Below are 23,949 nucleotides of genomic sequence, written 5' to 3'. Positions count from 1 at the left end.
AGCCGGCAAGGCCAGATCGAAAGACCGGTTCAGGCGCGTCCGAGCCACCGCCCCAGCAGCGCGCCGTCCCGCATCACCTCCCGCGCGGCATTATGGCCCGGCGCGCCGGTCACGCCGCCGCCCGGATGGGTGCCCGCGCCGCACATGTAGAGGCCCTTCACCGGGCCGCGATAGGCGCCATGGCCCAGCACCGGGCGGGCCGACCAGAGCTGGTCCAGCGTCATATTGCCATGCATGATGTCGCCGCCGACCAGCCCGAACTTGCGCTCCAGGTCCAGCGGGGAGAGGATGTCGCGCGCGATCACCGACCGGGCGAAGCCGGGCGCATAGGCGTCGACCGTCGCGATGATATGGTCCGCCGCCGCCTCGCGCTCGTCATCCCAGCTTCGGCCATCGGGCAGGACCGGTGCGAACTGCTGGCAGAAGAGGCTGGCCACATGGGCGCCCGCGGGCGCCAGGCTTTCGTCCACGGTCGAGGGGATCAGCATCTCGACGATCGGCTCGCGCGACCAGCCCTCGCGCTTCGCGTCCATGAAGGCGCGGTCCATATAGGCCAGCGTCGGCGCGATGATGATCCCCGACTGATGATGTTCGCCCACGCCGGGCAGGCAGCTGAAGTCCGGCAGCGCGGAGAGCGCCACATTCATGCGGAAGGTGCCCGAAGCCGTCTTGAACCCCCGGATGCGTTTCAGGAAATCCTGCGGCAGGTCGCTCGGGCGCATCAGCCGCTCATAGAGGAGTTTGGGGCCGACATTGGCGATGACGCTTTTGGCCATCACCTCCTCGCCATTCTCCAGCCTGACGCCGACGGCCCGGGACCCGTCGACCAGCACGCTGGCGACGGCGGCTTCCAGGCTGATCTCCACGCCCAGGGCCCGCACCACCCGCGCCATGATCTGGGTGATCGTGCCCATGCCGCCGACGCTATGGCCCCAGAGGCCCTTCTTCCCGTTCACCTCGCCGAAGACATGGTGCAGCAGCACATAGGCGCTGCCCTGCGCATCGGGCGAGGCATAGTTGCCGACCACTGCATCGAAGCCGAAGGCCGCCTTCACCGCCTCGCTTTCGAACCAGCCGTCCAGGAAGGCGCGGGCCGATTTGGTGAACAGTTCCAGCACATCGCGCTGCTGTTCCAGCATCAGTATGCCGATGCGGCGACCCTGCCGGAGCGCGGCCATGACCATCGCCAGTCCGTCCCCGGCATTGGGCGGTGCCTTCAGCGTCATGTCGCGCAGCAGTTCCGCGACGATCTCCAGCGCGTCATAATAAGCGGGGAGGGCGGCGGCGTCCTTCGCGCTGAACTTCGCGAATTCCGCCTGCGTCCGTTCGATCCCGCCGCCCAGCTTCAGATAGCGCCCGTCAGGCTGGGGCAGGAAATTGCTGATCGGCCGCTCGATCACGCGATAGCCGTGATCGGCCAGCCGCATGTCGCGGATCACCTTGGGATGGAGCAGGCTGACGGTATAGCTGGCCACCGAATTGCGGAACCCGGGATGGAATTCCTCGGTCACGGCGGCGCCGCCGACGACCGCGCGCCGCTCCAGGATGCGGACCTTGTAGCCCGCCCGCGCCAGATAAAAGGCGCAGACCAGGCCGTTATGACCGCCACCGATGATGACCGCGTCATAGCGTTTGGTCATGCGGCGCGGCTCCATCCCGCCGCCGGTTGCCCGCGCAGCCGGGCCTGTCGGGATGTGCGTCGATGGAGGGAGCGCGCGTCCTTCATCTTCCGCCGCCTTTCAGCGATCGCATAGGGGACCTCACGCGCCGGCGGTTGCGCGGGGGGAGCGGCGATCGCGTGAATGCCGCCTGGGAGGAGATATATGTCGAAGCGGTATAGGGGCACAGCTTCGGATAGGTCCAAAGCCGCTGCGGCTCATCCCCCAAATGCGGTATGGGCGGCGGGAAATGCACGGACCGGACGGATCGATGGGTGCTTGTTTCCACAAGCCCGCCGCCGCCGTCCGTCTGCGGTCCCATCCCAGGATCATGCCGTTGCCCGTCTTCGCCCATTATCGCGCGCCCCGCCCACGCAGAAAATTTGTACGACCGTATAACAAAGGCCCGTGCGCGACAATCCCGCGCGCGACAATAAGGATGGCACGCAGATTTTCCGCCGTGTGCCGCATGCCGAACCGATTACCGTGTCCGTCCGGGTACATGGCTCCAGTCGGCCAGGATGCTTTCCCGCCTGGCCACCGCCTCCCAGGGGAAGACGTACCAGTCCTTGGTCACGGTCCGGTCGATGGTTTCGGCGCGGTAGTCCACCCGTGCGTCGGAGCGGATATTGTCCATCAGCACGGCAAAACGGATCGAAACCACCCCCGCCATGGCCCGCCGCAGCAGATTGATGGTCCCTCCGCTGTCGTTGATGTCGTCGACGAACAGCAACTGCTCGCCTGCCGCTGCGCGCTCCTGGAGCCTGGCCAGCAGCGTCTCGCCAAAATCGGGCAGTTTCGCCGAGAGATCGACCGACAGCATCGGGATGTCCATCGCATGGCTGAGATAGGTTGCGGGGACGAGGCCGCCCCGTCCGATGCCGACCAGATAGTCCGCCTGCCATCCCGAAGTCCCGATCGCCCCGACCAGTGTATCGATCTGATGGAGAAAGGTCTCCATCGTCACGGGCGTCAATTTCGGCTGGTCCATGGCGTCAGCCCGCCGCCAGCCGGGGGCCGGTTTCCGCCGCCGCGCCATAATGGCGTGCCAGGACGGCGCAGGCCATGAGCTGGATCTGGTGGAACAGCATGACCGGCAGCAGGATCGGCCCGACCGCGCTGGCCGGGAACAGCACGCCGGCGATCGGCACGCCCGATGCCAGGCTCTTCTTGGAGCCGCAGAATTGCAGCACGATCGCATCCTCCCGCGCAAGGCCCATCAGGCGCCCCAGGATCAGCGTGAAGAGCAGCACCGCGCTCAGCATCGCGATGCACAGGAGCGCCAGCAGCAGCAATTCGCCCCGCGATACCTTGTGCCAAAGCCCCTCGACCACCGCCGCGCTGAAGGCGGTATAGACTACCAGCAGGATCGATCCCCGGTCGACCCGGCCGACCAGGGTCCTGTGCCGCGCGACGAAGCCGCCGATCAATGGCCGCGCCATATGCCCGACGATGAAGGGCAGCAGCAGTTGCAGCACGATATTCTCGATCGAGGAGAGGGAGATCAGGCTGGCGGTCCCGCTCCTCTCCATCAGCAGCGCCACCAGCAGCGGGGTGAGCACGATGCCCAGCAGGTTGGAAAAGGACGCGCTGACCACCGCTGCCGCGACATTGCCGCGTGCAATGGCGGTAAAGGCGATGGACGATTGCACGGTGGACGGCAGCAGGGTCAGGAACAGCAGGCCTGCGCGCATCGCGGGCGAGATCGCCGTCACCTGCTGCGTGGCCAGGCCGATCAGCGGGAAGATGGCAAAGGTCGTCGTCAGCGCCGCCAGATGGAGTTTCCACGCCCTGGCTCCGTTCCAGATCGCCTCGCGCGACAGTTTCGCGCCGTGCAGGAAGAAGAGCAGCACGATCCCCGCATCGGCGGCCGCTCCGGCAATCCGCGCGCCTTCTCCACGCGCGGGCAGGACGGAGGCCAGCGCGACGGTGCAGATCAGCAATAGCAGGAAGGGATCGAGAAGGTCGCGCAGCCGGTTCATGCCATCGCCTTTAGGCAGGATGACGGGAAAAGGATAGACGCGCCGCCGCCGATCCGCCAACAGTCCGCGCGGAGTACAGCAAGGGAGAGACCGACCGTGAGCGAAGATGTCGCGATTGTCGAGAATGCCGGTGTCATCGAAATCCATATCGACCGGCCGGACAAGAAGAACGCGCTGACCGCCGTCATGTACCGCATGATGACGGCGACGCTCGCCGATGCGTCGGCGCGTCCCGAGATCGGCGCTGTTCTCTTCGCGGGCAGGGGCGACGCCTTTTGCGCGGGCAACGACATCAAGGACTTCATGGCAGGCCCCGAAGGCGGCGCGGCGGCGTTCGACTTCATTCGTGCGCTGGCTGCCTTCGACAAGCCGATGATCGCTGCCGTTCAGGGGCTGGCCGTCGGCATCGGCACGACCATGCTGTTCCATTGCGACCTTGTCTATGCAACGCCGGATGCGCGCTTCATCATGCCCTTCGTCAATCTGGGGATCGTGCCGGAGGCGGCGTCCAGCCTGCTCGCGCCGGCGACGCTCGGCTATGCCAAGGCGGCCGCGATGCTGCTGCTGGGCGAACCTATGGACGCGCAAACCGCGGATCGCGGGGGCTTCGTCACGGCGATCGTTCCCGCCGAGAGCCTGCTCGACCATGCGCGGCAGAAGGCGGCCGTGCTGATGACCAAGCCGCCCCAGGCGCTGGCCGCCACGCGACGTCTGATGAAGGGCGATCCGGCAACGCTGAACCAGCGGATAGAGGAAGAAGGGCAACTCTTCCGGGAAGCGCTCAAGTCCGCCGAAGCGCAGGAGGCCTTTTCGGCCTTCTTCGAAAAACGTGCCCCGGTTTTCAGGCGCTCTACCAAGGTGCCGTGATGCTGACGCGTCAGCAGCTTGAAATACTCAGGCGCTGCGCGGGCTTTGCCAAGGTTCCATGGGTCATGCTTGTGGAACCTTGTTATCGGTCTTCCCGAACCGGATTTCGCTGACGATCACGGCGGCGACCACCAATATGCCGCCCAGCAGGGCGATCGCGGGAAGGCGGTCGCCCGCTATCCAGCCGATGATCCCCGCCCAGACCGGCTCGCCCGCATAGATCAGCGTGGCGCGCGTCGCGGAGACGCTTTGCTGCGCCCAGTTCATCACCAGTTGAATGAGCGCGGTCATCAGCCCCAGGCCGCAGGCCGACAGCACGACCGTCCAGGAAAAGGGCGGCACGGTTTCGCCCGCCGGTATCATGCTGGAAAAGGCCAGGATCGACGTCACCATGAGCTGGATCAACGTCACCCGCGCGACATTCACCCGGCTCGCCCACAGGCTGATGAAGATGATCTCCAGCGCGATGGCGAGCGTGCTGATCAGCGTCAACGCCTCGCCCCGGCCGAGCGACAGGCCTTCCCTGGGCGCCGCGATCAGCAGCAGGCCGATGAAGGCAAGGGCCACGCCCGCCCAGCTTGCCAGCCGGGGCGGCCGACGCAGGATCAGCCACTGGAATATCGGCACCAGCGGGACATAGGCGGCGGTAATGAAGGCGGAGGTGCTGCTGGGAATGGTCCTTAGCCCCCAGGTCTGAAGCGAATAGCCCGCGAAGATGCCGAGGCCGATCATGCCGCCCGCCAGCCATTCGCGCCGCGTCACCCCGCGCAGCACCGGCAGGGCAAGGGGCAAGGCCATCAGCGCGGCCGTCCCGAACCTGAGGCCGACGAAGAAGAAGGGGCCGCTGTGCCGCATCGCCTGATGCACGATCAGGAAGGTGCCGCCCCACAGAAAGGTGATGCCGATCAGCGCCAGTTCGGGCCGGCCGATCATCAGCCGGGAAGGGGAGGGAGTCGAAGAAGCCGCACCGTGCATGACGCAAGCTGGTGCGACCGTTGGATGCCAAGGTCAAGCGCCGCCTCTTCCGGAAAGAGGCGGCGGCGCCGGTCAGTCCTTCTTCATGTCGTTGCCCGCGCGTTCCATGGCGGCGCCCATGTCGTGTTTGGCATCGCGCGCCGTGCGTGCGGCATCACGGGATGCATTGTCCATCGTGGTGCCCATCCGGTCCGTGCCCTCGTCGATCGCATTGCCCGCATGGTCGAGGCCATTGTCGATCCGGTCGCCCGCCTGGTCGACGGCATTGCTCATGTCATTGCCGATCGCGGAGCCGGCATTCTCCAGATTTTCCGTGGCCTTTTCCGAACAGGCCGACACGCCCAGCACGGTCAGCACCGACAGGGCAGCCAGAAATGATTTGCGCATGGTTCATCCTCATCGCCGTCAACGGAGCCGTAATAACCGTTGCACAGCCGATAAGGTTGCGCCGGGGGTGTCAGCGGCCGCGTAATCCGAAGACCATCGACCGGTCCTGATCCGGGATCAGCCCTTCCAGCACCCGCCAGAAGCCGGTGACGGACCCTTGTCCCGCCTGCGCATAGGCGGCCGCCATCTTTTCCCGCAGCGCGCGGAACAGATCGGCCTCCAGCGCGATACCGGCGGGGCTCAGCCGCAGCAATTTCTGGCGCCGGTCGTTCGCGCCCTGCCGGGTCTCGATATAGCCCTGCTCGATCAGTTCGTTGAGGACCCGGCCCAGCGACTGCTTGGTGATGGACAGCAGTCGCAGCAGATCCTTGACGGTGAGGTCGGGCTGGCGCGAAATGAAATAGAGCGCGCGGTGATGGGCACGCCCCAGCCCCTGCGCGACCAGCCCTTCGTCGATCGACCGGGTGAGCGCCGAATAGCCGAAATAGAGCATCTCTATCCCCCGGCGAATTTCATCCTCGCGCAGGAAGAGCGGCGAAGCGGGCGCGATCTGCGAAGGTGAAGCGGCCGGTGGAGAGCTTTGAACGGGCATGCCGGCTTGTTCCAATATGAGTGGCGGACGGATCGGCATATTGGCGCCTAAGGAAAATAATGACTAGGCTTTCCTTTCGCGCGGGAGCCGTTATATGGCGGTCCGCGCCGGCGACGCCGGCACCTCTGCTGGGGCGTCGCCAAGCGGTAAGGCAGCGGCTTTTGATGCCGCCATTCGCAGGTTCGAATCCTGCCGCCCCAGCCAAGTTTTTCCTAACATACTGCCAAACCGGGCTTTCAGACGACGCCGGAACCGTGGCGGGGCGTTTGCTACAAAGTCCTGCTACAAAGGCGGGACTGTGTACGGATGGGAGCGATCCCGAATATGTTCGGGCGGGGGCGTCCATTGCTGCCGGCGAGCAGTTCCGGTGGAGCCACGGGGGTATGGCCAAGACGATGCGGGCGATTGCACCGACCATCGATATTGCCGCCGTTCGTCACCTCTGGTTCGAGCACGCCAGGGCGGCGAGAGGCGGACCGCGCTCTACGCCAATAGTGAGAGGTGCTTCTTGACCGATGTCGATGGTTTGAACCCTTTCGGCCCGACGCGGAATTTGTTGGTGAAAGCCCGCGTAAACGCGGAAATGTCCGCATAGCCAGCGCTGAACGCTGCCTCGGTCACGCTTACGCGGCCTGATTTGAGCAGTTCTCGCGCATGGGTGAGCCTCAAGTCGCGCCAATAGGCGTGAACACTGTCTCCATAGGTTGCCTTGAACCCCTGGGCCAACTTCGTCCTGTTCAATCCGACCCGGCGAGCGAGAGAGGCCAGCGAAAGAGGGGTCTCAAGCTCCTCCATGATAAGCGCGCGCGCGGCCGCAAGTTTGGACAAGTCCAGATCGCTCAATTTCAGCGCACAATGCGAAGCGCGTGCATCATCCAGCGCGTGTAAAACAGTGGACAGTATTTCGAGCGTTTTCGCGCGCATGAATGCCCGGCGTGCAAGACCGCGAAACTCGCACGAGAACAAGTCGCCCAACGGAGCCATCATCATCGGGCTGATGGGCAAAGTATCATAGCGGAATTCGCGGAAATCACGCTTCGCCATCCAGTTCGTCGTTTCCGGCAGCGCCGTCTCATCTATGTCCAGCAGGTCCGTGAATGCGCTGGGACAAAGGTACAGACAGGCATATTTCCACGATTCCGCCCGTGGGATTTCCCGATTGATGATCGATCCGTCGGGATAACGCGACACGATGCACGAACGCTCGGGCGTCGCCACCACCTGACCCCGGCCGACATCCTCGAACCCCGCGCCGCTGAAGCGGAATTGGATATGTAGCCAATCATCACCATCGACCACCTGGGTCTGGTTTTGGTCGTCAGTCGGCGTGGACTCGGTCAGCAGCAGATAGGCCTGATCGGAGATTCTGACGGCCTCATGAAAAAATTTGGCCTTACCCTCGACCGTGCCGGATGATCGAAACTGGACCCCGTCACCGCGGGCGTAAATACCCGCCTCCGAGTTCAGCCCTCCATAGGTTGTGGTTGGATCGACCAGCGTTCGATAGTCGGTGAGGTTCATGCGAGGATCCGTTCCGGCTCACTTGTCAGGCAAACAACGAACATGCAGCATAACATTCCCGGGAGTCATTAAGAAGCAGTGACGGCAGGAATGCCCGCAGAAAGAACCGCCTGCCCAATTTCCCGAACGAACAGCAAAGAAAATGCGCGCGATCTGGATCAACCTCAACCGGTGAAATCGATGATGTTGACAGGGCGGGAGGGGGCATGATGAGCCAGGTTGAAGGGGACGAAATCATGAATTGTGTTCCACTTGGGGCGGGATCGGCGCAGGCATTCGGATGCTTTGGGGGGGCGGGACGCATCCATCGGTTGATGGCGCTTGCTTCTTCGCTGGCGCTGATGACCGGTGTGGCGCATGCGCAAAGCGGTGCCGGACACGCGCAGGCGGCGGACGACCCATATGGCCCTCGCGAAATTGTGGTCACAGCCCAGAAGCGTTCCGAAAAGCTGACCGAGGTGCCGTTGGCGATGGCGGTCGTCTCGGCAGAAGAGCTGGCCAACCGGGGTGCCACATCGGTCGCCGATATCGCCGCTTATGTACCGGGCGTCGCAATCTCCAACGGCGGTGCGCCGGGGCAGAACGGCGTGGTCATCCGGGGGCTGGCGACGAGCTACAACAATTCGTTCAACGCGCCATTGGTGGTCACCTATATCGACGATCAGCCGACAGGTGCATCGGCCGGTGGGTTCGGTGGTGCACGGGGTGGCGCCTATACACTCGATCTGATGCCCTATGACGTGGAGAAGGTCGAGGTGCTGCGTGGCCCCCAGGGCACGCTCTATGGCGCCAATGCGATGGGCGGCATCCTCAAATACTCGCTGAAGCGGCCTGACCTGAAGGCGTTCGAGGCGCGGGCGGGCGGCGAACTGGCGCATGTGGCATCCGGCGGCGGCCTTGACTGGGGTCTGCGCGGAGCGATCAACGTGCCGCTCGTGACCGACAAGCTCGCCATTCGGATCAGCGCCTATAATCGCGAGACGGCGGGGTATCTCGACAATATCGGTATCGGCCGCGAAAACTCCAATTCGACGCGCACGACGGGCGGCCGTGTCGCCATCCTGTTCGCGCCCAGCGACCGCTTCGATATCGAGGCATCCGTGCTGGCCCAGCGCATCCGTTCCGATGACAGCAGCGCCGTCACACTGGTCGGCCAGACCGGCGAGCCTGCGTACGGCCGCTATACCCGCTCGACCAAATTTGCCGAGACCTATGCGCAGGATGCGGTGAGCTATGCGTTACGCATGAACTGGGATTTGGATTTCGCAACGCTGACCTCATCCACCAGTTATGCGCGTATGAAATACGACCAGACGCTGGATCTGTCGGGCATCCGGTACGTACCGAGCGTGCCGACGGCGCTGATCCCCTACACCTTCATCAACCGGGTCAGGAAGTTGACGCAGGAGACGCGCCTGGCGTCGCCGGACAACGGGGCGCTGACCTGGCTGATCGGTAGCTTCTACACGAGCGAACGGCCGCACGAATATAATGATTTTCGTGCCTTCTCTACCTATGACGTGCCGCTTCCCGCACCGAACGACATCTTGCTGCTTGGCACGACGCCCGGCTCACGCAACAAATATACCGAATGGGGCGCGTTCGCGAACGGCACCTATCGTTTCAGCGAGAAGTTCGATCTCGGCGCGGGTATCCGCTATGGCAAGAACCGCGCGAAGGGCTGTGACGAGGGTTTCATCGGCATCTATGGCAATGGTGGAAAATATGCCTGCCAGTCCCGTCCGTGGGACGGGGTGGCAACCTGGATGGCGAATGTGCGCTACCACTTCCAACCGGATGCAATGATCTATGGGCGGATCGCAACCGGCTATCGCCCGGGCGGCGGGTGCGACACTTGCGGCAATCCGCTGCTGGGCGTTCCGCCGACTTACGATGCCGACACGCTGACCAACTACGAACTCGGCATCAAGGGACTGTTCCTCGACCGGCGTCTGCAGTTCGAGCTTTCCGCCTTCTATATCGATTGGAAGGACATCCAGCTGCGCGTCACCAACGCTCAGGGGTTCAGCTACCCTGGTAATGGCGACACGGCGGTGAGCAAGGGCGTCGAGGTGAATGCGTCCTACAGCCTTCGCAACGGGCTGAAGCTCAGCGGTTTTGTCGCTTATACCGATGCCAAGCTGACCGCGCCCGCGCCCGGTGTCGGCGGCAAGGATGGCGACCGGCTTCCGGGATCGGCGCCCTGGGCTGGCGCGGTGATGGTCGATTACCGGGGCGAGATCGCCGGTGGACTGAACGGCGTCGCCGGCATCGCCTATCGCTACAAGGCCTCCGTCGACAGCCAGCTGGCGGGTACCGGACAGCCGTTCCGGATGGGGGCGCAAAATATCGTGGACCTCTATGGCGGCGTCAATTTCGACAAGACGTCGGTGCGGCTGTACGTGAAGAACCTCTTCAACGACCGCTCCTATACCGGACTGACGTTCCTCACCGATCGTACAAGGCCGTTGTTCACCCCTGTGCAGCCGTTCACGATCGGGCTCCAACTGGACCAGTCCTTTTGAGGCGAGCAGCGATGTCGAACCTGACCGAAGTACAGTCCCGCCTGCCGCAGACCGGCTGCGCCGCGCTCCTGATGCCCTCGTCCGACGAGTATCTGAGCGAATATGCAAGGCCGCGTGACAGGCGCTTGCCCTGGCTGACCGGCTTCACCGGCTCGATCGGGTCGGTGATCGTCGGACGCGACAAGGCGGCGATCTTTGTCGATGGCCGGTATACCGAACAAGCCGCACGGCAGGTCGACACCGACCTTGTCAGCGTGTGCGGATTTGGCAGCGTCGCGCAGGTGGCGTGGATGCGGTCCAACCTCGCCCCGGGAGAGAAGCTGGCGGTCGACAGCCGGCTCCATAGTGAGGAAGAGCTGAGCCGCCTGCTCGATCTGCTGCGGGAGGCGCGGATCGAGATCGAATTGGCGCCGCGGAATCTGGTCGATGACATCTGGCGGGAGGGCCGGCCCGAAGACAGCCGCTCCACCGTTTTCGACTATGACATTCGCTATGCGGGACTGTCGCGGCAAGAGAAGATAGCCGGTGCACGGGCCAGGCTGGCCGAACGAGGACAGGAATTGCTGGTCGTCGGCGATCCGGAGGATGTCGCCTGGCTGCTCAACATCCGGTCCAATGACAGCCGCGATACGCTCGCCAAGCGGAACTTCGTCGATCCCGTTTCGCAGTTCCGCGTGCCCGTACCGCTGTCGCGGGCGCTTGTCCCGCTCGAGGGGGCCGCCCGGTGGTTTGTTGACCGATCACGGCTCGAGCACTCGCTGATCGAAGTGCTTGACGGGACGGTCGAGATCATGGACCCGGCGGCGTTCGACGCGGAGCTTGCGCGGTTGGCCAGCGGACGCATCGTGGCCGCCAATGCCAGGCGGACCAACCATCACCTCGCCGGGATCATCCGCTCCGCCGGCAAGCTGGTGCACGACCCGAGCGTCGTTGCGGCGCGCGGTATCAAACATGAAAACGAAATCGCCGCGGCGCGCGCCGGTCACAAGGCAGATGGCGCCGCGGTCGTCCGTTTCCTCGCCTGGTTGCTGGATGCCGTCAAAGTGGGGCCGGTGACCGAGCTCGATGCCGCGGAGCGCGTCACCCAACTGCGCGCCCAGAACCCGCTGTACCTTGGCCCATCGATGAGCAATCTGAGTGCGAGCGGTCCCAATGCCGCATTGCCGCACTATGTGCCGACGCCCGCAACGAACCGGTTGCTCAACGATCATCCGGTTTACTGGCTCGATTCAGGTGGCCAGTATCTCGGCTGTTCCACGGACAATACGGTCTGTTTCGCGGTCGGCATGCCCGAGCCGAAGCATGTGACTGCGCATACGCTGGCGGTCAAAGGCTGGTTGGCCCTTGGACGGGCACGTTTCCCCGAAGGAACGCAATCCACACAGCTGGACAGTTTCGCTCGCCAGCATTTGTGGCAGCACGGCATGGATTTCGGCCATGGTACGGGTCATGGCGTGGGCAATTTCCTGAACATTCACGAGGTGCCACACATCCGCAAGGAGATCGATCATCCCGCCGTCGCGCCGATCCGGGCCGGGATGATCGTGTCGAACGAGCCTGGCTATTACGCCCAGGGTGATTTCGGTGTCCGGATCGAGAGCCATATCCTGGCGGTGCCGTCGCGGTTCGACGGGTTTCTGGAATTCGAGACCTTGTCGATGCTGCCAATCGATCCCGCGCTGATCGATGCGACGCTGCTGGATGACGCCGAGGCGCGCTGGCTGGCCGACTATCACGAAGCGCTGGTCGAAGGCTATCGTGACACCCTCGACGGAGAGGCGATGGCATGGCTGGAGAGCATCGCCGATGCCTTTCACGCCATCGCCAATGCCAGGCCGAAATGACGGTGGCCGATACAGCCGCCGACGATGCGGCGGCGCTGCTGCGGCGTTTCCAGGCGGATTTCAACGCCGGGCACAGCGACCGGATGGCCGGCTATTACACGACCGACTTTGCGGCGATCGTCAACGGCGCGGCCGTTGATCGTGCGGCCTATCTACAGTCGGTCGATCAGTTGCTGTCCGCTGGTTTCGGCGAAATCCGCTTCGAAACGCACCTGTATCGTCGTCTCGCGCCGGAGCTTGTACTTGTGCACGGCACGACGTTCATAGCCGACCCTGGCGGCGCGACCCACCGATCGGCGTTCTCGATCATCTGCGCAGGCGGCGGACCTGCCATGCGATTCGCCCAGACGCATTCATCCGTGCCGGGCGTGGCACCATGACGGCGCGCCATCATTTCGACTATGTCGTCGTGGGCGGCGGATCGGCGGGCTGCGCCGTCGCAAGCCAGCTGGTGGCCGGCAATGCGGGCCGGGTCCTGCTCATCGAGGCGGGCAAGGACGCCCGCACCCTGGCAATGCGCATACCGGCCCTGGTCCGCAAGGCCATCAGCCAGTTTGACTGGGGCTATGTTTCGGATCCGGACGACAGCCGGAACGGCAGGTCCGAGGCCTGGGTACGCGGCCGGGTGCTGGGCGGCAGCAGCGGCGTGAACGGTATGATGTTCGTGCGCGGCGCCCCGAGCGATTATGATCGTTGGGCAGCAAAGCAGATACCGGGATGGGATTGGAAGTCGGTCCAGCCGATCTTCCGCGCGCTGGAGAACAGCGACCGGCCAGGTGCGGAGCGCGGGCATGCGGGGCCGCTGCATGTGAGTACCGTGAAACGGCCGCATCCTCTGACACAGGCGTTCCTCAGCGCCGCGGAAGCGGCGGGCTATCCACTCAATGCGGACTATAATGCGGGCGATCAGCATGGGTTCGGCCTGGCGCAGCTATCCCAGCGGCGCGGTCTTCGCAACAGCGCCGCGGATGCGTTTCTGCCGGCTGTTCGGGGCATGGCGGGCTTCACACTATGGGATCAATGCGAAGTCCAGCGCATCCTCTTCAATGGAAATGTCGCGACGGGACTGACCTGTTCGCGAAAGGGCGAGGAGATCGTCGTCAGCGCGGATCGGATCATCCTGAGCAGCGGCGCCGTGGGATCGCCCAAGCTGCTGCTGCAATCGGGCGTCGGCGATCCGGAGGAACTGGCGAAGCTGGGCATACCGGTCTCGCTGGAATCCCGCGAAGTCGGCCGGAACATGCTGGAACATCCGCTCGTCCGGCTGGTCTATGAAACGTCGATAGCTTCCCGCAACCTGACGGGGGGCATCGGGCAGCCGATCAGCGAAGTGGCCGATTACTTGCTGAACCGGCAGGGGATGCTGGCCGGTTTGTTCGAAGCCACGGGTTTCGTCAGAAGCCAGGATCAACTCGACGCGCCGGACATCCAATATCACTTCCTGCCTATGGGCATTCAAGACCCCACAATCCATGCCGATCCGTTGCTGAAGCGGCCGTCGCTGACGATCTACGCCAATCTCAGCCATCCCAACGGTCGCGGCCGCCTGATGCTGTCATCGTCCGATCCCTCGGCGCCTCCACGAATCCTGCCCCAACTACTCGGCGGAGCGCGCGACACGAAGGCGCTGGCGGCTGCGATCAGAATTGCACGCCGGATCATGTCCACGCCGCCGATGCAGGAACTGGCGACGCGCGAATTGACACCGGGTCCGCACGTTGAAGGGGACGCAGCGCTGGAGGAGCATATTCGCCGCAATACGGAAATCGCCTATCACATCGCAGGCACATGCCGCATGGGAAGTGATCCCGATGCGGTCGTGGCGCCCGATCTCAAGCTGAATGGCGCGGAAAATATGTGGATTGCGGATGCCTCGATCTTTCCGGATCTGATCAGCGGGAACACCAACGCGGCTTGTATGATGATCGGCATGAAGCTCGGCCGGCAACTCGTGTCCGATCGCGTTCCGGGGGAGAAGATATGATGAGGCAGCTCTACCCGCAGATCGAGCCCCATGAGAGCGGCCATCTCGATGTCGGCGACGGGCACCATATCTATTATGAGCGGTGCGGAACGCCAGGTGCCAAGCCGGCGGTGTTCCTGCACGGGGGCCCTGGTGCCGGCATTTCGCCGTTGCACCGGCGATTGTTCGATCCCGACCGCTACGATCTCATCCTCTTCGACCAGCGTGGCTGCGGGAGATCGCGGCCGCATGCGGAGGTCGACCGCAACAGCAGCTGGCACCTCGTTTCCGATATCGAACGCCTGCGGACGAGCTTCGGCTTCGAACGGTGGCTCCTATTGGGCGGTTCGTGGGGCTCTACGCTGGCGCTCGCATATGCTCAGGCCCATCCGTCACATGTCACCGAGCTGGTCCTGCGCGGGATATTCCTGGGCGATCAGGCGAGCCTGGACTGGTTCTATTCCTTCGGCGCTTCGGAAATTTTCCCGGATCAGTGGGAGGCCTTCTGCGCGGCCATCCCGCCGGAGGAGCGCCACGACCTGGTCGCGGCCTATGACCGGCGCCTGACCACGCTCGAGGGTGCGGCGCAGCTGCGCCTCGCGCGTATCTGGAGCCAATGGGAAGCCGCGACCGTCTCGCTGCTGCCGGACCCAGCGCGCGAACGAAGCGCGCAGGACCCCGACCATGCGATCGCCGTGGCGAAGATCGAGGCGCATTTCTTCGCGAACAAATGTTGGCTCAGGCCCGGACAACTGCTTGAGGACGCGCATCTTCTCGCCGACATTCCCGGCACAATCGTGCACGGCCGGTACGATATCTGCTGTTCGGCGCGCAACGCCTGGGAACTGCACAGGCGCTGGGCACGATCGAGGCTCCATCTGGTCGAAGGCGCGGGACATGTGTTCTCCGAACCCGGAATCACCGATCGGCTGATCGAGGCGACGGACCAATATGCCGCGTCATGGGCAGGCAATCGCGAACTGATGGCCAAAACGAACTGACGCGCTGCCGAACGTGCCGACACGGCTTTTGATAAGCCTGTGCCGGAACCGACGAACCAAGGACGAACTACCAATGGCTCAGCAGATGACAGCCACTCCTACCGCTCCGCGCCGACTCATGGCCGAAGACCTCGAGCGCGTCGCGCCCCTGATCGACGGGAAAGTGTTGCCATCGGCCTCAGCCGACCAGCTGGAAACCTACGATCCTTCCAACGGCGCAAGGCTGGCGGCGATTCCACGCGGCGCCGCCGAAGACGCCGACCGAGCGGTTCGGGCGGCCCGGGCGAGCTTCGACAGGCGCAACTGGAGCAAGGCTCCGCCGGGCGAGCGAAAGGCGGTCCTGCTGCGATGGGCGGAACTGATCGCGCAGAATGCAGTCCGCCTCGATGCGCTCGATGCGCTGGAAATGGGCAAGCCGGTCAGTCTTCAGGTCTACAACGCCATGGTCGCGGCGGGCCTCGTCCGGTTCAATGCCGAGGCGATCGACAAGGTTTCTGGCGATGTGCTGAGCAGTGACAGCCTCTCCACCGTGATCCAGACTCGAGGCCCGCGCGGAGTTGTTGCGGCGATCATTCCCTGGAATTTTCCAACCTACAATAGCGTCCTCAAAATTGCGCCGGCGCTAGCCGCCGGCAACAGCGTCGTGCTCAAGCCTTCCGAGTTCGCCTCGCAATCGGCAATGATGCTCGGGCGGCTTGCGCATGAAGCCGGATTGCCGCCCGGCGTGCTGAATATCGTGCCGGGCAGCGGCGGGACCGTCGGCCGTGCGCTGGCCGAGCATATGAACGTCGACATGGTGACGTTCACTGGATCCTCTGACGTCGGCAAACTGATCATGCAATATGCCGGCGCGTCCAATATGAAGGTCGTCGGCGCGGAATGCGGCGGCAAGTCGCCCCAGATCGTGTTCGACGACGGAATCGATCCCGACGTGATCGCCGGCTATATCGCGCGCTCGATCGCTACCAATCAAGGGCAGGTGTGCAGCTTCGGATCGCGCCTCGTGGTCCAAGACAGCTTGTGCGATATTCTGGTCGAACGGATATCAGCACGTCTTGCGGATATCGTCGCGGGCGATCCGCAGCTCAGTTCCACGACCTACGGTCCGCTCGTCTCGTCGCGGCAGATGCAGCGGGTCGAGAAGTTCTTGTCGCAAGCACGGACCCAGGGCGCGGAAGTTGTCTATGGCGGGAGGCGTATCCTGAAGGAGACCGGCGGCTTCTTCATCGAGCCGACGATCGTCACCAATGCCGGGGCCGATAGCCAGATTGCGCGGGAAGAAATATTCGGGCCGGTGGTGGCCGTGCTTCCGTTCAGCGATGCCGAGGATGCGATCCGCCTGGCGAACAAAACCAGCTATGGCCTCGCCGCTTATATATGGTCGACCCATGCAGCAACCGGGTTCAGGGTCGCCAACGCATTGCAGACCGCGGTGACGGTCGTGAATGCGGATGCGGTGGCGAGCGCCGGACCAGGCTTCGCATTCTCCGGCGAGCCGGCTGGCCTCTCGGGCATCGGGTTGGAAGGCGGCGTTGCCGGGCTTGAAACATACCAGCGCCGGCAGACCATGTGGTTCAACCATGGCTAATATCGTCATCCGGCCGTTGCTCGGGACGATGGGCGGGGAGTCGTGACGGCCTTCTCCGGCCCTGTGCGATTGAGCCGTTTTGGCAACAGCTACGTCCTCGCGCTATTGGTCGCGATCAATATCGTGAATTATGCCGATCGGACGCTGATATCCGTGTTGGCGCCGGCTATCCAGCAGGAACTCGATCTCAGCAACACCCAGGTCGGCGCAATCACGGGCATCGCCTTTGCGCTGACCTACGGCCTCTCGGGATTGGTCCTGGCTCGCTGGGCGGATCGCCATGGCCATGCCCGAATATTGGTCGCCGCCGTCGCGACCTGGAGCGTGATGTGCGTCCTCACCGCCTATGCCCGGTCGTTTACGCAGCTGTTCTTCGTCCGCCTGGGCTTGGGGATCGGGGAATCCGGAGCATCGCCTGCGTCGTTCGCGCTGATCCACACCGCCTTTTCAGATCGCGCCCGGCCGATCGCCTATGCGATCTTTTCCGCGGGAGCGACGGTGGGTATCGGAACGGGTGTCGCCGTGGGCGGATGGCTCGGGTCCGAATATGGCTGGCGCCTTACCATGATGATCATGGCGGTGCCGGGGCTGCTGCTCGCGTTCGTCTTTGCGCTGACCGTGAAGCGACCCGCCAAGTCCGCCGGTGGACCTCGAATGCAGATGCCTTCGGCCTTGACGACGGCGAAGGCCATCGGCGCCGATCCGCTGCGCCGTTCGTTGGTCGGGGCCTATGCGATGGCCAGTTTCGCCTATACCGGCTTTGCCCAATGGGCGCCGACCTTCTACATGCGCACGCATGGGATGAGCATGAAGGAGGTCGGCGCCACCTACTCGATCAGTTCTTCGGGAGGCGCGCTCCTGGGGATCATCATCGGTGGAATCGTCGTCGGCAGAATGCTCGTAAGGAGCGCGCCTCTGGCGCTCCATCTGTGCGGCCTGCTGGCGGTCTGTGCGGCGGCGGCCAGCGCCGCTGCATTCCTGGTGGCGGATCGAACGCTGTCTTTGACGCTGTTCGCGATCTTCGGGCTTGCCGCCGGTGCCACCTATGCGCCGACCATCGCGCTGTTCCAGGAACGAAGCCCCGGGGAAAGCCGGGCGTTCGCCGGCGCGACAATGCTGTTGATCGCGATCATCGTCGGCCAGGGGGGCGGCCCCTTCATCGTCGGCCTTGCAAGCGATCTGCTTGAAGCGCGGGGGGTGCAGGCGCCCCTTGCCACGGCCCTGGTCATTGCCAGCACTTCGCTCCTGCTTTCTGCATATTTTCAGTTTGCCGCCGCCCTCAGCACAGGCCGCGGCGAGACGTCTCTCGCCCCGCTCGCGGACGGCGCAGGAGATGAAGTTTCCGTATGAGGCGTATCGAGATGGAAGGCGATCGCTTCGCGCCGTCGGGCCGCATCAGCCCCTTGGGCCGGCGATAGGCTTCCGGCCGTCGCTGGATGCGACGTGCGGGCAGGGCATCCTTTTGGCCGTAGCTCAGAAAGGCCATCCGACGTCCGTCATGGCACGGGATGGCATATATGCAACAGGCAAAAGATAAAATCGCGTCTTTCCAAATACTAGGCTTTACTTCACCCGAGCAGTTTTCCAGCGTCGCCGTCCGGAAGCGCGATCGTGGGGTCTTTATCGTCGCGAATTTCCATCCTTAATGCCAGATCAGGGGACTGGATCGCATGAGCGAAAATGGAAAATTCCTGCCTTGGCGTGCCGGCGCGGCGCCGGTCGCCTTGATTGTCGCGCTGGCGGGCGGAAGCGCCCTCGCACAGGCGCAGGACGATGCCTCCCAGCCCGTAGACAATGTCATCATCGTCACCGGATCGCACATTGCCCGGCCCGAACTGGACGTCGCCAATCCCATCGTCGCGGTGACGGCGGCGCAGATCGAGCAGACCGGCCGCACGAACATCGTCGATATATTGCTGCGCAATCCGGCCCTGACCGCCTCCACCGGCAGTTCGCTCGCCGGCGGCGCGGACGCGGCTTTCGGCGAAACCGGCGTCAATCTGCTCAACCTGCGCAATCTCGGCACGCAGCGGACGCTGGTGCTGGTCAACGGCAAGCGGCATGTCGCTGGTATCGCCAACAGCGCGGCGGTCGATATCAATTCGATCCCGCAGGATCTGATCGAGCGTGTCGACGTGTTGACCGGCGGCGCTTCGGCCATTTACGGCGCGGACGGCGTTTCGGGCGTGGTCAACTTCGTCCTGAAGCGGAATTTCGAGGGGCTTGCCGCGCGCGCCCAGTCGGGCATCTCGTCGAAGGGCGACGCCGCCAACCGCTATTTCAGCATCACCGCCGGCCGGAATTTCGCGGACGGACGCGGCAATTTCGCCGTCTCCTACGAATATAACAAGGCCGACCGCCTGAGTTCCTTCGCTCGCGATTTCACCGGCAATCCGGCCAGATATCGACAGATCCTGCAAAATCAGGATGATCTGAACGACGATCCCAACGTTCCCGATCGCATCCCCTATGCCAATCTGACCTGGGCCGACAGTTCGCCGGATGGGGCGGTCGACGTCGACTTCGACGAAATTCCCGATTTCACCGGCAGCGGCCTGCCCTACGACCGGGGGCTGGTGCTGGAGGGGAGCAACGGACGTGCGGTGGGCGGTTCCAACACGCCGGTCGCGGGCTATTATGGCGATCTTCAGCCGTCCACACGCCGCCATGTGGTCAATGCGCTCACCAGCTATGAATTCTCGCCTGCCCTGCGTTTCTATGCCGAGGGCAAATATGCGGCCACGCGCGCCTATTCGGTGTCCCAGCCCAGTTTCGACTTCTTCACCTATCTTCAGCCCGACAATGCCTATCTGATCGATCGCTTCGGCGCGGGGACGGCGCCCTATGGCGCGCTGGTCACGCGGGACAATTTCGACTTCGGCATCCGTGGCGAAACCGTCAAGCGTGAAACCAAACGCATCGTGCTGGGGTTCGACGGGGAGATAAGCGACCATCTGCGTTATGATATTTCCTACGTCTATGGCGAGACGAAGGTTCGCTATCGCCAGACCGCCAATCTGATCGGCGACCGCTATTTTGCCGCGCTCGATGCCGTGCGCGATCCTGCCACCGGTAACATCGTCTGCCGGTCGACACTGGAATATGACGGCGTCATCGATCCGATCAATTTCGACGGGCCGGCGACGACCTTCACGCCGGGCACAGGCAGCGCATGCCGCCCCCTCAACATATTGGGTAATGGCGTGGCGGACCCCGCTGCCCTTGCATTCGTCCTGGCCGACAATCTCAGCCGCTCGAAAATCTCGCAGGAAGTGGTGTCCGGTTCCGTCTCGGGCGATCTGGACAGCGCCTTCACCTTTCCCGGCGGCGGCTCCTTCGGATTTGCCCTGGGCGGCGAATATCGCCGGGAAAAAAGCCGGGATACCCCCGATCTCCTGATCCAGAACGGCGATTTCCGCGATTTCGAAGCCATAGCGCCCAGCAGCGGCCGCTTCAGCGTGAAGGAGTTCTTCGCGGAAGTGAACGCGCCGATCCTCTCGCACATGCGCCTTGCCGAACTGCTTTCGCTATCCGGTGCCGTCCGCTTTTCCGACTATACCACGATCGGCAAGACGACGACGTGGAAGCTCGACGGCATCTACGCGCCCATTCCGGACATCCGGTTCCGCGGCTCCTATTCGCAGGCGGTGCGCGCGCCGAACATCGGCGAACTGTTCCAGCCGGTCTCGGGAACCTTCAGTTTCGTCGACGATCCCTGCGATGTCCGCCGGCTGAATGAAGGAACCCAATATCGGCAGGCCAATTGCACGACGATCCTGTCCGGCCTGGGCCTGTCACCCAGCCAGATCGCCGGTTTCAGCCCGGCGGGCATCACCAACCTGCGCGGTCTGGCGAGCGGCAATCCGAACCTGACCGAAGAAACGGCCAAGACCTGGACGGCCGGCGTCGTCCTGCAACCGCGCTTCATCCGGGGCCTGACGCTGAGTTTCGACTGGTACGACATCAAGATCAAAAATGCCGTCCGAACCCCCTCCGTCACGGAACTGGCCGGGCTGTGCGTCGACCAGCCCACGATCGACAATGTCTTCTGCCAGAATATCTTCCGCGGTTCGGATGGCGAGGTGTTGGGAAGCAATGTCGGCGAGGTCGGCTTCAGGGTCCAGCCGGCCAATGTCGCGGCCATACGTACGGCAGGTGCGGACTTCACCATCACCTACAATTTCACGCCGGGCGATTTCGGATCGTTCAACATCGCCCTGGTGGGCGGCTATCTGGCCAAGAAGACCGAGATCGCAACACCCGGCGCCGACCTGGACAACGACATATTGGAAGGCCCCGGCCTGGGCGACGGCTTCAATCCGCGCTGGCGCGGTACGCTGGACCTGACGTGGAAGCTCAAAGGGCTTACCGCCAACTATTCGTTCAACTATTTCAGCAAGACCCGCCGCTACACGACGGAACAACTGGCGGCTAATCCCGATCTCGTCGATCCGCAATATGTCTGGTACAAATCGCTCAAGCAACATGATGCACGCCTGGCCTATGATGTGGGTGACAAGTTCCAATTCTATGTCGGGGTCAACAATTTCACCGACCAGAAGCCGGACCTTGGGGAGTTGAGCTATCCCATTTCGGGTGTCGGCCGCTTCTGGTATGCCGGGGTCAAGCTGAACAGCGGCAAATTATTCTGATGGTCCAGCCTGGGGAGACGGGATGTCCCGCCCCTCCGGCAAGAAAAAGGGGAGCGGGACTGAGAATAGCTCCCTTGTCTTCTTCAAGATCAACATGGTCGCCAAATAGCATCGGCACAGACCCGGCGGCTATTCCCTGCTCGCCGCCACCAGCATCAGATATTGGGTCATCCGCGTCCGATATTCGGCCGTCAGCCTGACATGGATGCGTCGGCCGTCGGCCGCATCCTGCAACCGTACCAGCGCGCCCTTGTCGCACAGCAGATTGAGATAGCGCAACGCCGTCGTGTGCGGCGCGCCCGAAGCGATGCACGCGCTGCTGACGGAAATCTGCTTGTCCTCAGCCTCGGCAGCATAGAGGTCCAGCAGCATCAGCCATGCGGGGTCGACCGTGACGTCGAACGGGAGCACCGCCTGACGCGCTTCGCTCTCGCGCAAAAGCCGTCTCGCCAGCATGCCAAGCATCTTTTCTTCGGAGGTCCCGGCGGGCGACGACAAGCCTGCCTCCGTGGGGACCAGGCTGATCTGGGACGCAATCGTCAGCGTTCGAACGGCTTCGCTCAGCCGAAGCAGGTCATTTTCGATCGCTTCAAGATCAGCCGTCCGCAGCAGCGCCGCCCGCTGGCCGAACATCGCAGTCATGTGATGACTCCCTATGTGCAATTGTTCGTGCAGCTCGTTGGTCCATGGCCACGCCCACAGCCATGACGACCAGGATGGGAACGCCCCAGGCCGTCGTCATGTTGTAATAGACATCCGCAACCAGCTTTGGCGCGACCCAGGCGACCAGATGGGAGCAGACTCCGTTAAATTGGAGCGCGGCTGCCCAGATCGGCCACCATCGGCGTGACGCCAGCGCCAGATAGAGGAAACCTGCAAACAGCAGCAGGTCGCCCCCGAACACCGCCAGATTGAGTCCCCCGAAGGGATGGGGGAGGCCCATGCCGACATAGGTGGCCACCGTCGCGGCGATCACCAGAACGGCACCGGCCTTGCCCACCCATCCGCCTTGCAGCCAGACATAAATGGTGATGCAGATCAGGGCTGCGTTGAAGGCATCGGACAGGTCCATTACGAGCCTGCACTAGAGCATCGCATGAACGATGCGAAAACAAAAAACCGAAGAACGCGGTCCGCGCCTGATTGGACGCAGCGCGCACCAGCGCGACCGGCGATCAGGCGACAGCGCGGCTTGATATTTCCCTCAGGATCGGAGCGCTGCTGACCTTGCCGGTCGGCTTGTCGCGCGGACAACCGAAGAAATCTTCGTCGGCGACGATCGAACGCTTGCGGATGCGATGGGCCTTCGCATGAGCCTCGACCAAGCTCTGGCGGCTTTCCAGCATGGCATTGGTGCAGCGTGTGAGGTCCGAATAGATTTTCTGGCCGCTCAGAGGGTCCAGCCCCATGGTCCGGCCGACCTCGATCATGTTGGCGCTGGCCCGCAAGGTATGGGCGAGCACGTCGTCGAGTTTGGCATAGGCCATGTTCAGGTCCACGACCACGGCCTGCGCGGTGTCCCTGTTGAGGGGCATACGATGATCTGCTTTGGGCATAGGATCTCCTTTGGCGACGGACGTCACCTAAAAAAGTCGGATTGTTCGAAATTCATGCCCCTTCGGAAAAGAAGGACATGACCCATAGGCCTGCCGCTACAACGGCGGCGATCGTTCCTCCGATCATGAGCGCCAGGCTCAGGATCAGCTTGATGCGTTGAACCGCGTCTAGATCATTGTCCCGACCTCCCAGTGGCGGGAAGCGCGGCGTCTTGCCATGCGGTGGCATGGGGTCGGCGGCCGATGCTTCCTGCCCACCAGAAATCGCCATTTCCGGGGCCGGGGCAAGACCGTCCGTTTGATATATCAAAGGCTGATATGTCTGGCGGCCCTCCGCCTCGGCCAGAATGCGCGCCGCTTCGAAGCGATCTGCAACGCCCAGCGCCCGCAATGCCTGGCGGATGCGCTGGTCGACCGCGTGATCGGACTTGCCGATCCTGCGGGCGATCTGCTTGGTGTTCAAATTCTGAGCGACGAGCCGGAGGCATTCTTTCTGCTTGTCGGTAAGGCGCGATACATCGGGCACGCTCATCGACTCATCTCCGGCACCCCGGAACATGATCGCCCGGATCAGCCGCGGCGCGGCCGTCTCCTTCCCAATATCTCCCCTCGTCGAGCAATTGCAGATCCCCCTCAATCATTGCACCGCACGCAAATGATTCGGGCGCAAATTAGAGGCTCTTGCGATGCATGAACAGATTGGTGCGAGCGGCTTATGCTATGTCCTGGGCGCCCAGCCATCCCTGAACCGGACGATGCGACCATGCCGGTGCCTGCGCCGGGCCATGAGCGGAGTCGAATTGCGCATCGCAAGCTGTTAGGTCACCCCGCATCCTTG

Annotated in this window: 20 protein-coding genes and 1 tRNA gene; 10 read left to right on the top strand and 11 right to left on the bottom strand. The window is 63.4% G+C overall.

Annotated features, from left to right (window positions below; translation table 11 throughout):
- Positions 1–29: 29 nt before the first annotated feature.
- From YP76_RS16510 to YP76_RS16500, 3 genes are all read right to left on the bottom strand, one after another.
- Complete coding sequence (locus YP76_RS16510) at positions 30–1,640, bottom strand: phytoene desaturase family protein (protein WP_046764923.1); 1,611 nt, start codon at positions 1,638–1,640, stop codon at positions 30–32.
- 499 nt (positions 1,641–2,139) lie between these two features.
- The gene (locus YP76_RS16505; protein ID WP_046764922.1) at positions 2,140–2,649 is read right to left on the bottom strand and encodes a phosphoribosyltransferase; all 510 of its coding nucleotides are present in this window, start codon (positions 2,647–2,649) and stop codon (positions 2,140–2,142) included.
- Positions 2,650–2,653: 4 nt separating this feature from the next.
- Positions 2,654–3,640 carry a bile acid:sodium symporter family protein gene (locus YP76_RS16500; RefSeq protein WP_046764690.1) on the bottom strand — a complete coding sequence of 329 codons (987 nt, stop codon included), beginning with the start codon at positions 3,638–3,640 and terminating at the stop codon, positions 2,654–2,656.
- A gap of 96 nt (positions 3,641–3,736) precedes the next feature.
- Between YP76_RS16500 and YP76_RS16495 the strand changes: the two genes are divergently transcribed.
- The gene (locus YP76_RS16495; RefSeq protein ID WP_046764689.1) at positions 3,737–4,507 is read left to right on the top strand and encodes an enoyl-CoA hydratase; all 771 of its coding nucleotides are present in this window, start codon (positions 3,737–3,739) and stop codon (positions 4,505–4,507) included.
- A gap of 63 nt (positions 4,508–4,570) precedes the next feature.
- Here the strand turns inward: YP76_RS16495 and YP76_RS16490 are convergent, their stop codons facing one another.
- The 3 genes from YP76_RS16490 to YP76_RS16480 all read right to left on the bottom strand — a co-directional run bounded on the left by YP76_RS16490 (position 4,571) and on the right by YP76_RS16480 (position 6,461).
- A complete protein-coding gene (locus tag YP76_RS16490; protein ID WP_232307590.1) occupies positions 4,571–5,440 on the bottom strand; it encodes a DMT family transporter in 870 nt (289 codons plus the stop codon).
- Positions 5,441–5,554: 114 nt separating this feature from the next.
- Positions 5,555–5,869, bottom strand: a complete 315-nt coding sequence (locus tag YP76_RS16485) for a hypothetical protein (RefSeq protein WP_046764687.1) — start codon at positions 5,867–5,869, stop codon at positions 5,555–5,557.
- A gap of 70 nt (positions 5,870–5,939) precedes the next feature.
- Positions 5,940–6,461 carry a MarR family winged helix-turn-helix transcriptional regulator gene (locus YP76_RS16480; RefSeq protein ID WP_046764921.1) on the bottom strand — a complete coding sequence of 174 codons (522 nt, stop codon included), beginning with the start codon at positions 6,459–6,461 and terminating at the stop codon, positions 5,940–5,942.
- A 129-nt stretch (positions 6,462–6,590) separates the two neighbouring features.
- Between YP76_RS16480 and YP76_RS16475 the strand changes: the two genes are divergently transcribed.
- A tRNA-Gln gene (locus tag YP76_RS16475) sits at positions 6,591–6,665 on the top strand.
- A gap of 279 nt (positions 6,666–6,944) precedes the next feature.
- On the opposite strand, the gene YP76_RS26715 is transcribed toward YP76_RS16475, so the two are convergent.
- Complete coding sequence (locus YP76_RS26715) at positions 6,945–7,982, bottom strand: helix-turn-helix domain-containing protein (protein ID WP_052757467.1); 1,038 nt, start codon at positions 7,980–7,982, stop codon at positions 6,945–6,947.
- Positions 7,983–8,188: 206 nt separating this feature from the next.
- Between YP76_RS26715 and YP76_RS16465 the strand changes: the two genes are divergently transcribed.
- From YP76_RS16465 to YP76_RS16430, 8 genes are all read left to right on the top strand, one after another.
- Positions 8,189–10,507 (top strand): TonB-dependent receptor, encoded by a 2,319-nt coding sequence (locus tag YP76_RS16465; RefSeq protein WP_046764686.1) that lies wholly within the window; start codon positions 8,189–8,191, stop codon positions 10,505–10,507.
- Between the two features lie 11 nt (positions 10,508–10,518).
- Positions 10,519–12,351: an aminopeptidase P family protein gene (locus YP76_RS16460; protein ID WP_052757466.1), complete on the top strand. Its 1,833-nt coding sequence runs from the start codon at positions 10,519–10,521 to the stop codon at positions 12,349–12,351.
- A complete protein-coding gene (locus YP76_RS16455; RefSeq protein WP_046764685.1) occupies positions 12,348–12,731 on the top strand; it encodes a Cif family virulence factor in 384 nt (127 codons plus the stop codon). The genes YP76_RS16460 and YP76_RS16455 overlap by 4 nt, the downstream gene beginning before the upstream one ends.
- Positions 12,728–14,335, top strand: coding sequence for a GMC family oxidoreductase (locus tag YP76_RS16450; RefSeq protein ID WP_046764684.1), 1,608 nt, complete (start codon positions 12,728–12,730; stop codon positions 14,333–14,335). Before YP76_RS16455 ends, YP76_RS16450 begins: the two co-directional genes overlap by 4 nt.
- Positions 14,335–15,315 (top strand): prolyl aminopeptidase, encoded by a 981-nt coding sequence (gene pip, locus YP76_RS16445; protein WP_046764683.1) that lies wholly within the window; start codon positions 14,335–14,337, stop codon positions 15,313–15,315. The genes YP76_RS16450 and pip overlap by 1 nt, the downstream gene beginning before the upstream one ends.
- A 118-nt stretch (positions 15,316–15,433) precedes the next feature.
- On the top strand, positions 15,434–16,903 hold the full coding sequence (locus tag YP76_RS16440; RefSeq protein ID WP_046764682.1) for an aldehyde dehydrogenase family protein: 1,470 nt from the start codon (positions 15,434–15,436) through the stop codon (positions 16,901–16,903).
- 42 nt (positions 16,904–16,945) lie between these two features.
- A complete protein-coding gene (locus YP76_RS16435) occupies positions 16,946–18,253 on the top strand; it encodes an MFS transporter (protein WP_084733216.1) in 1,308 nt (435 codons plus the stop codon).
- A 320-nt stretch (positions 18,254–18,573) separates the two neighbouring features.
- Positions 18,574–21,555, top strand: coding sequence for a TonB-dependent receptor plug domain-containing protein (locus YP76_RS16430; RefSeq protein WP_046764680.1), 2,982 nt, complete (start codon positions 18,574–18,576; stop codon positions 21,553–21,555).
- A gap of 129 nt (positions 21,556–21,684) precedes the next feature.
- On the opposite strand, the gene YP76_RS16425 is transcribed toward YP76_RS16430, so the two are convergent.
- From YP76_RS16425 to YP76_RS16410, 4 genes are all read right to left on the bottom strand, one after another.
- Positions 21,685–22,197 carry a helix-turn-helix domain-containing protein gene (locus YP76_RS16425; RefSeq protein WP_157035805.1) on the bottom strand — a complete coding sequence of 171 codons (513 nt, stop codon included), beginning with the start codon at positions 22,195–22,197 and terminating at the stop codon, positions 21,685–21,687.
- Positions 22,151–22,627 (bottom strand): hypothetical protein, encoded by a 477-nt coding sequence (locus tag YP76_RS26710; RefSeq protein WP_052757464.1) that lies wholly within the window; start codon positions 22,625–22,627, stop codon positions 22,151–22,153. The genes YP76_RS16425 and YP76_RS26710 overlap by 47 nt, the downstream gene beginning before the upstream one ends.
- A gap of 103 nt (positions 22,628–22,730) precedes the next feature.
- Positions 22,731–23,111: a hypothetical protein gene (locus YP76_RS16415; RefSeq protein WP_157035804.1), complete on the bottom strand. Its 381-nt coding sequence runs from the start codon at positions 23,109–23,111 to the stop codon at positions 22,731–22,733.
- 52 nt (positions 23,112–23,163) lie between these two features.
- On the bottom strand, positions 23,164–23,643 hold the full coding sequence (locus YP76_RS16410) for a response regulator transcription factor (protein ID WP_046764678.1): 480 nt from the start codon (positions 23,641–23,643) through the stop codon (positions 23,164–23,166).
- Positions 23,644–23,949 lie beyond the last annotated feature (306 nt).

The organism is Sphingobium chungbukense, from assembly GCF_001005725.1.
Lineage (GTDB): Bacteria > Pseudomonadota > Alphaproteobacteria > Sphingomonadales > Sphingomonadaceae > Sphingobium > Sphingobium chungbukense.
This window is presented reverse-complemented; position numbering and strand designations above follow the sequence as displayed.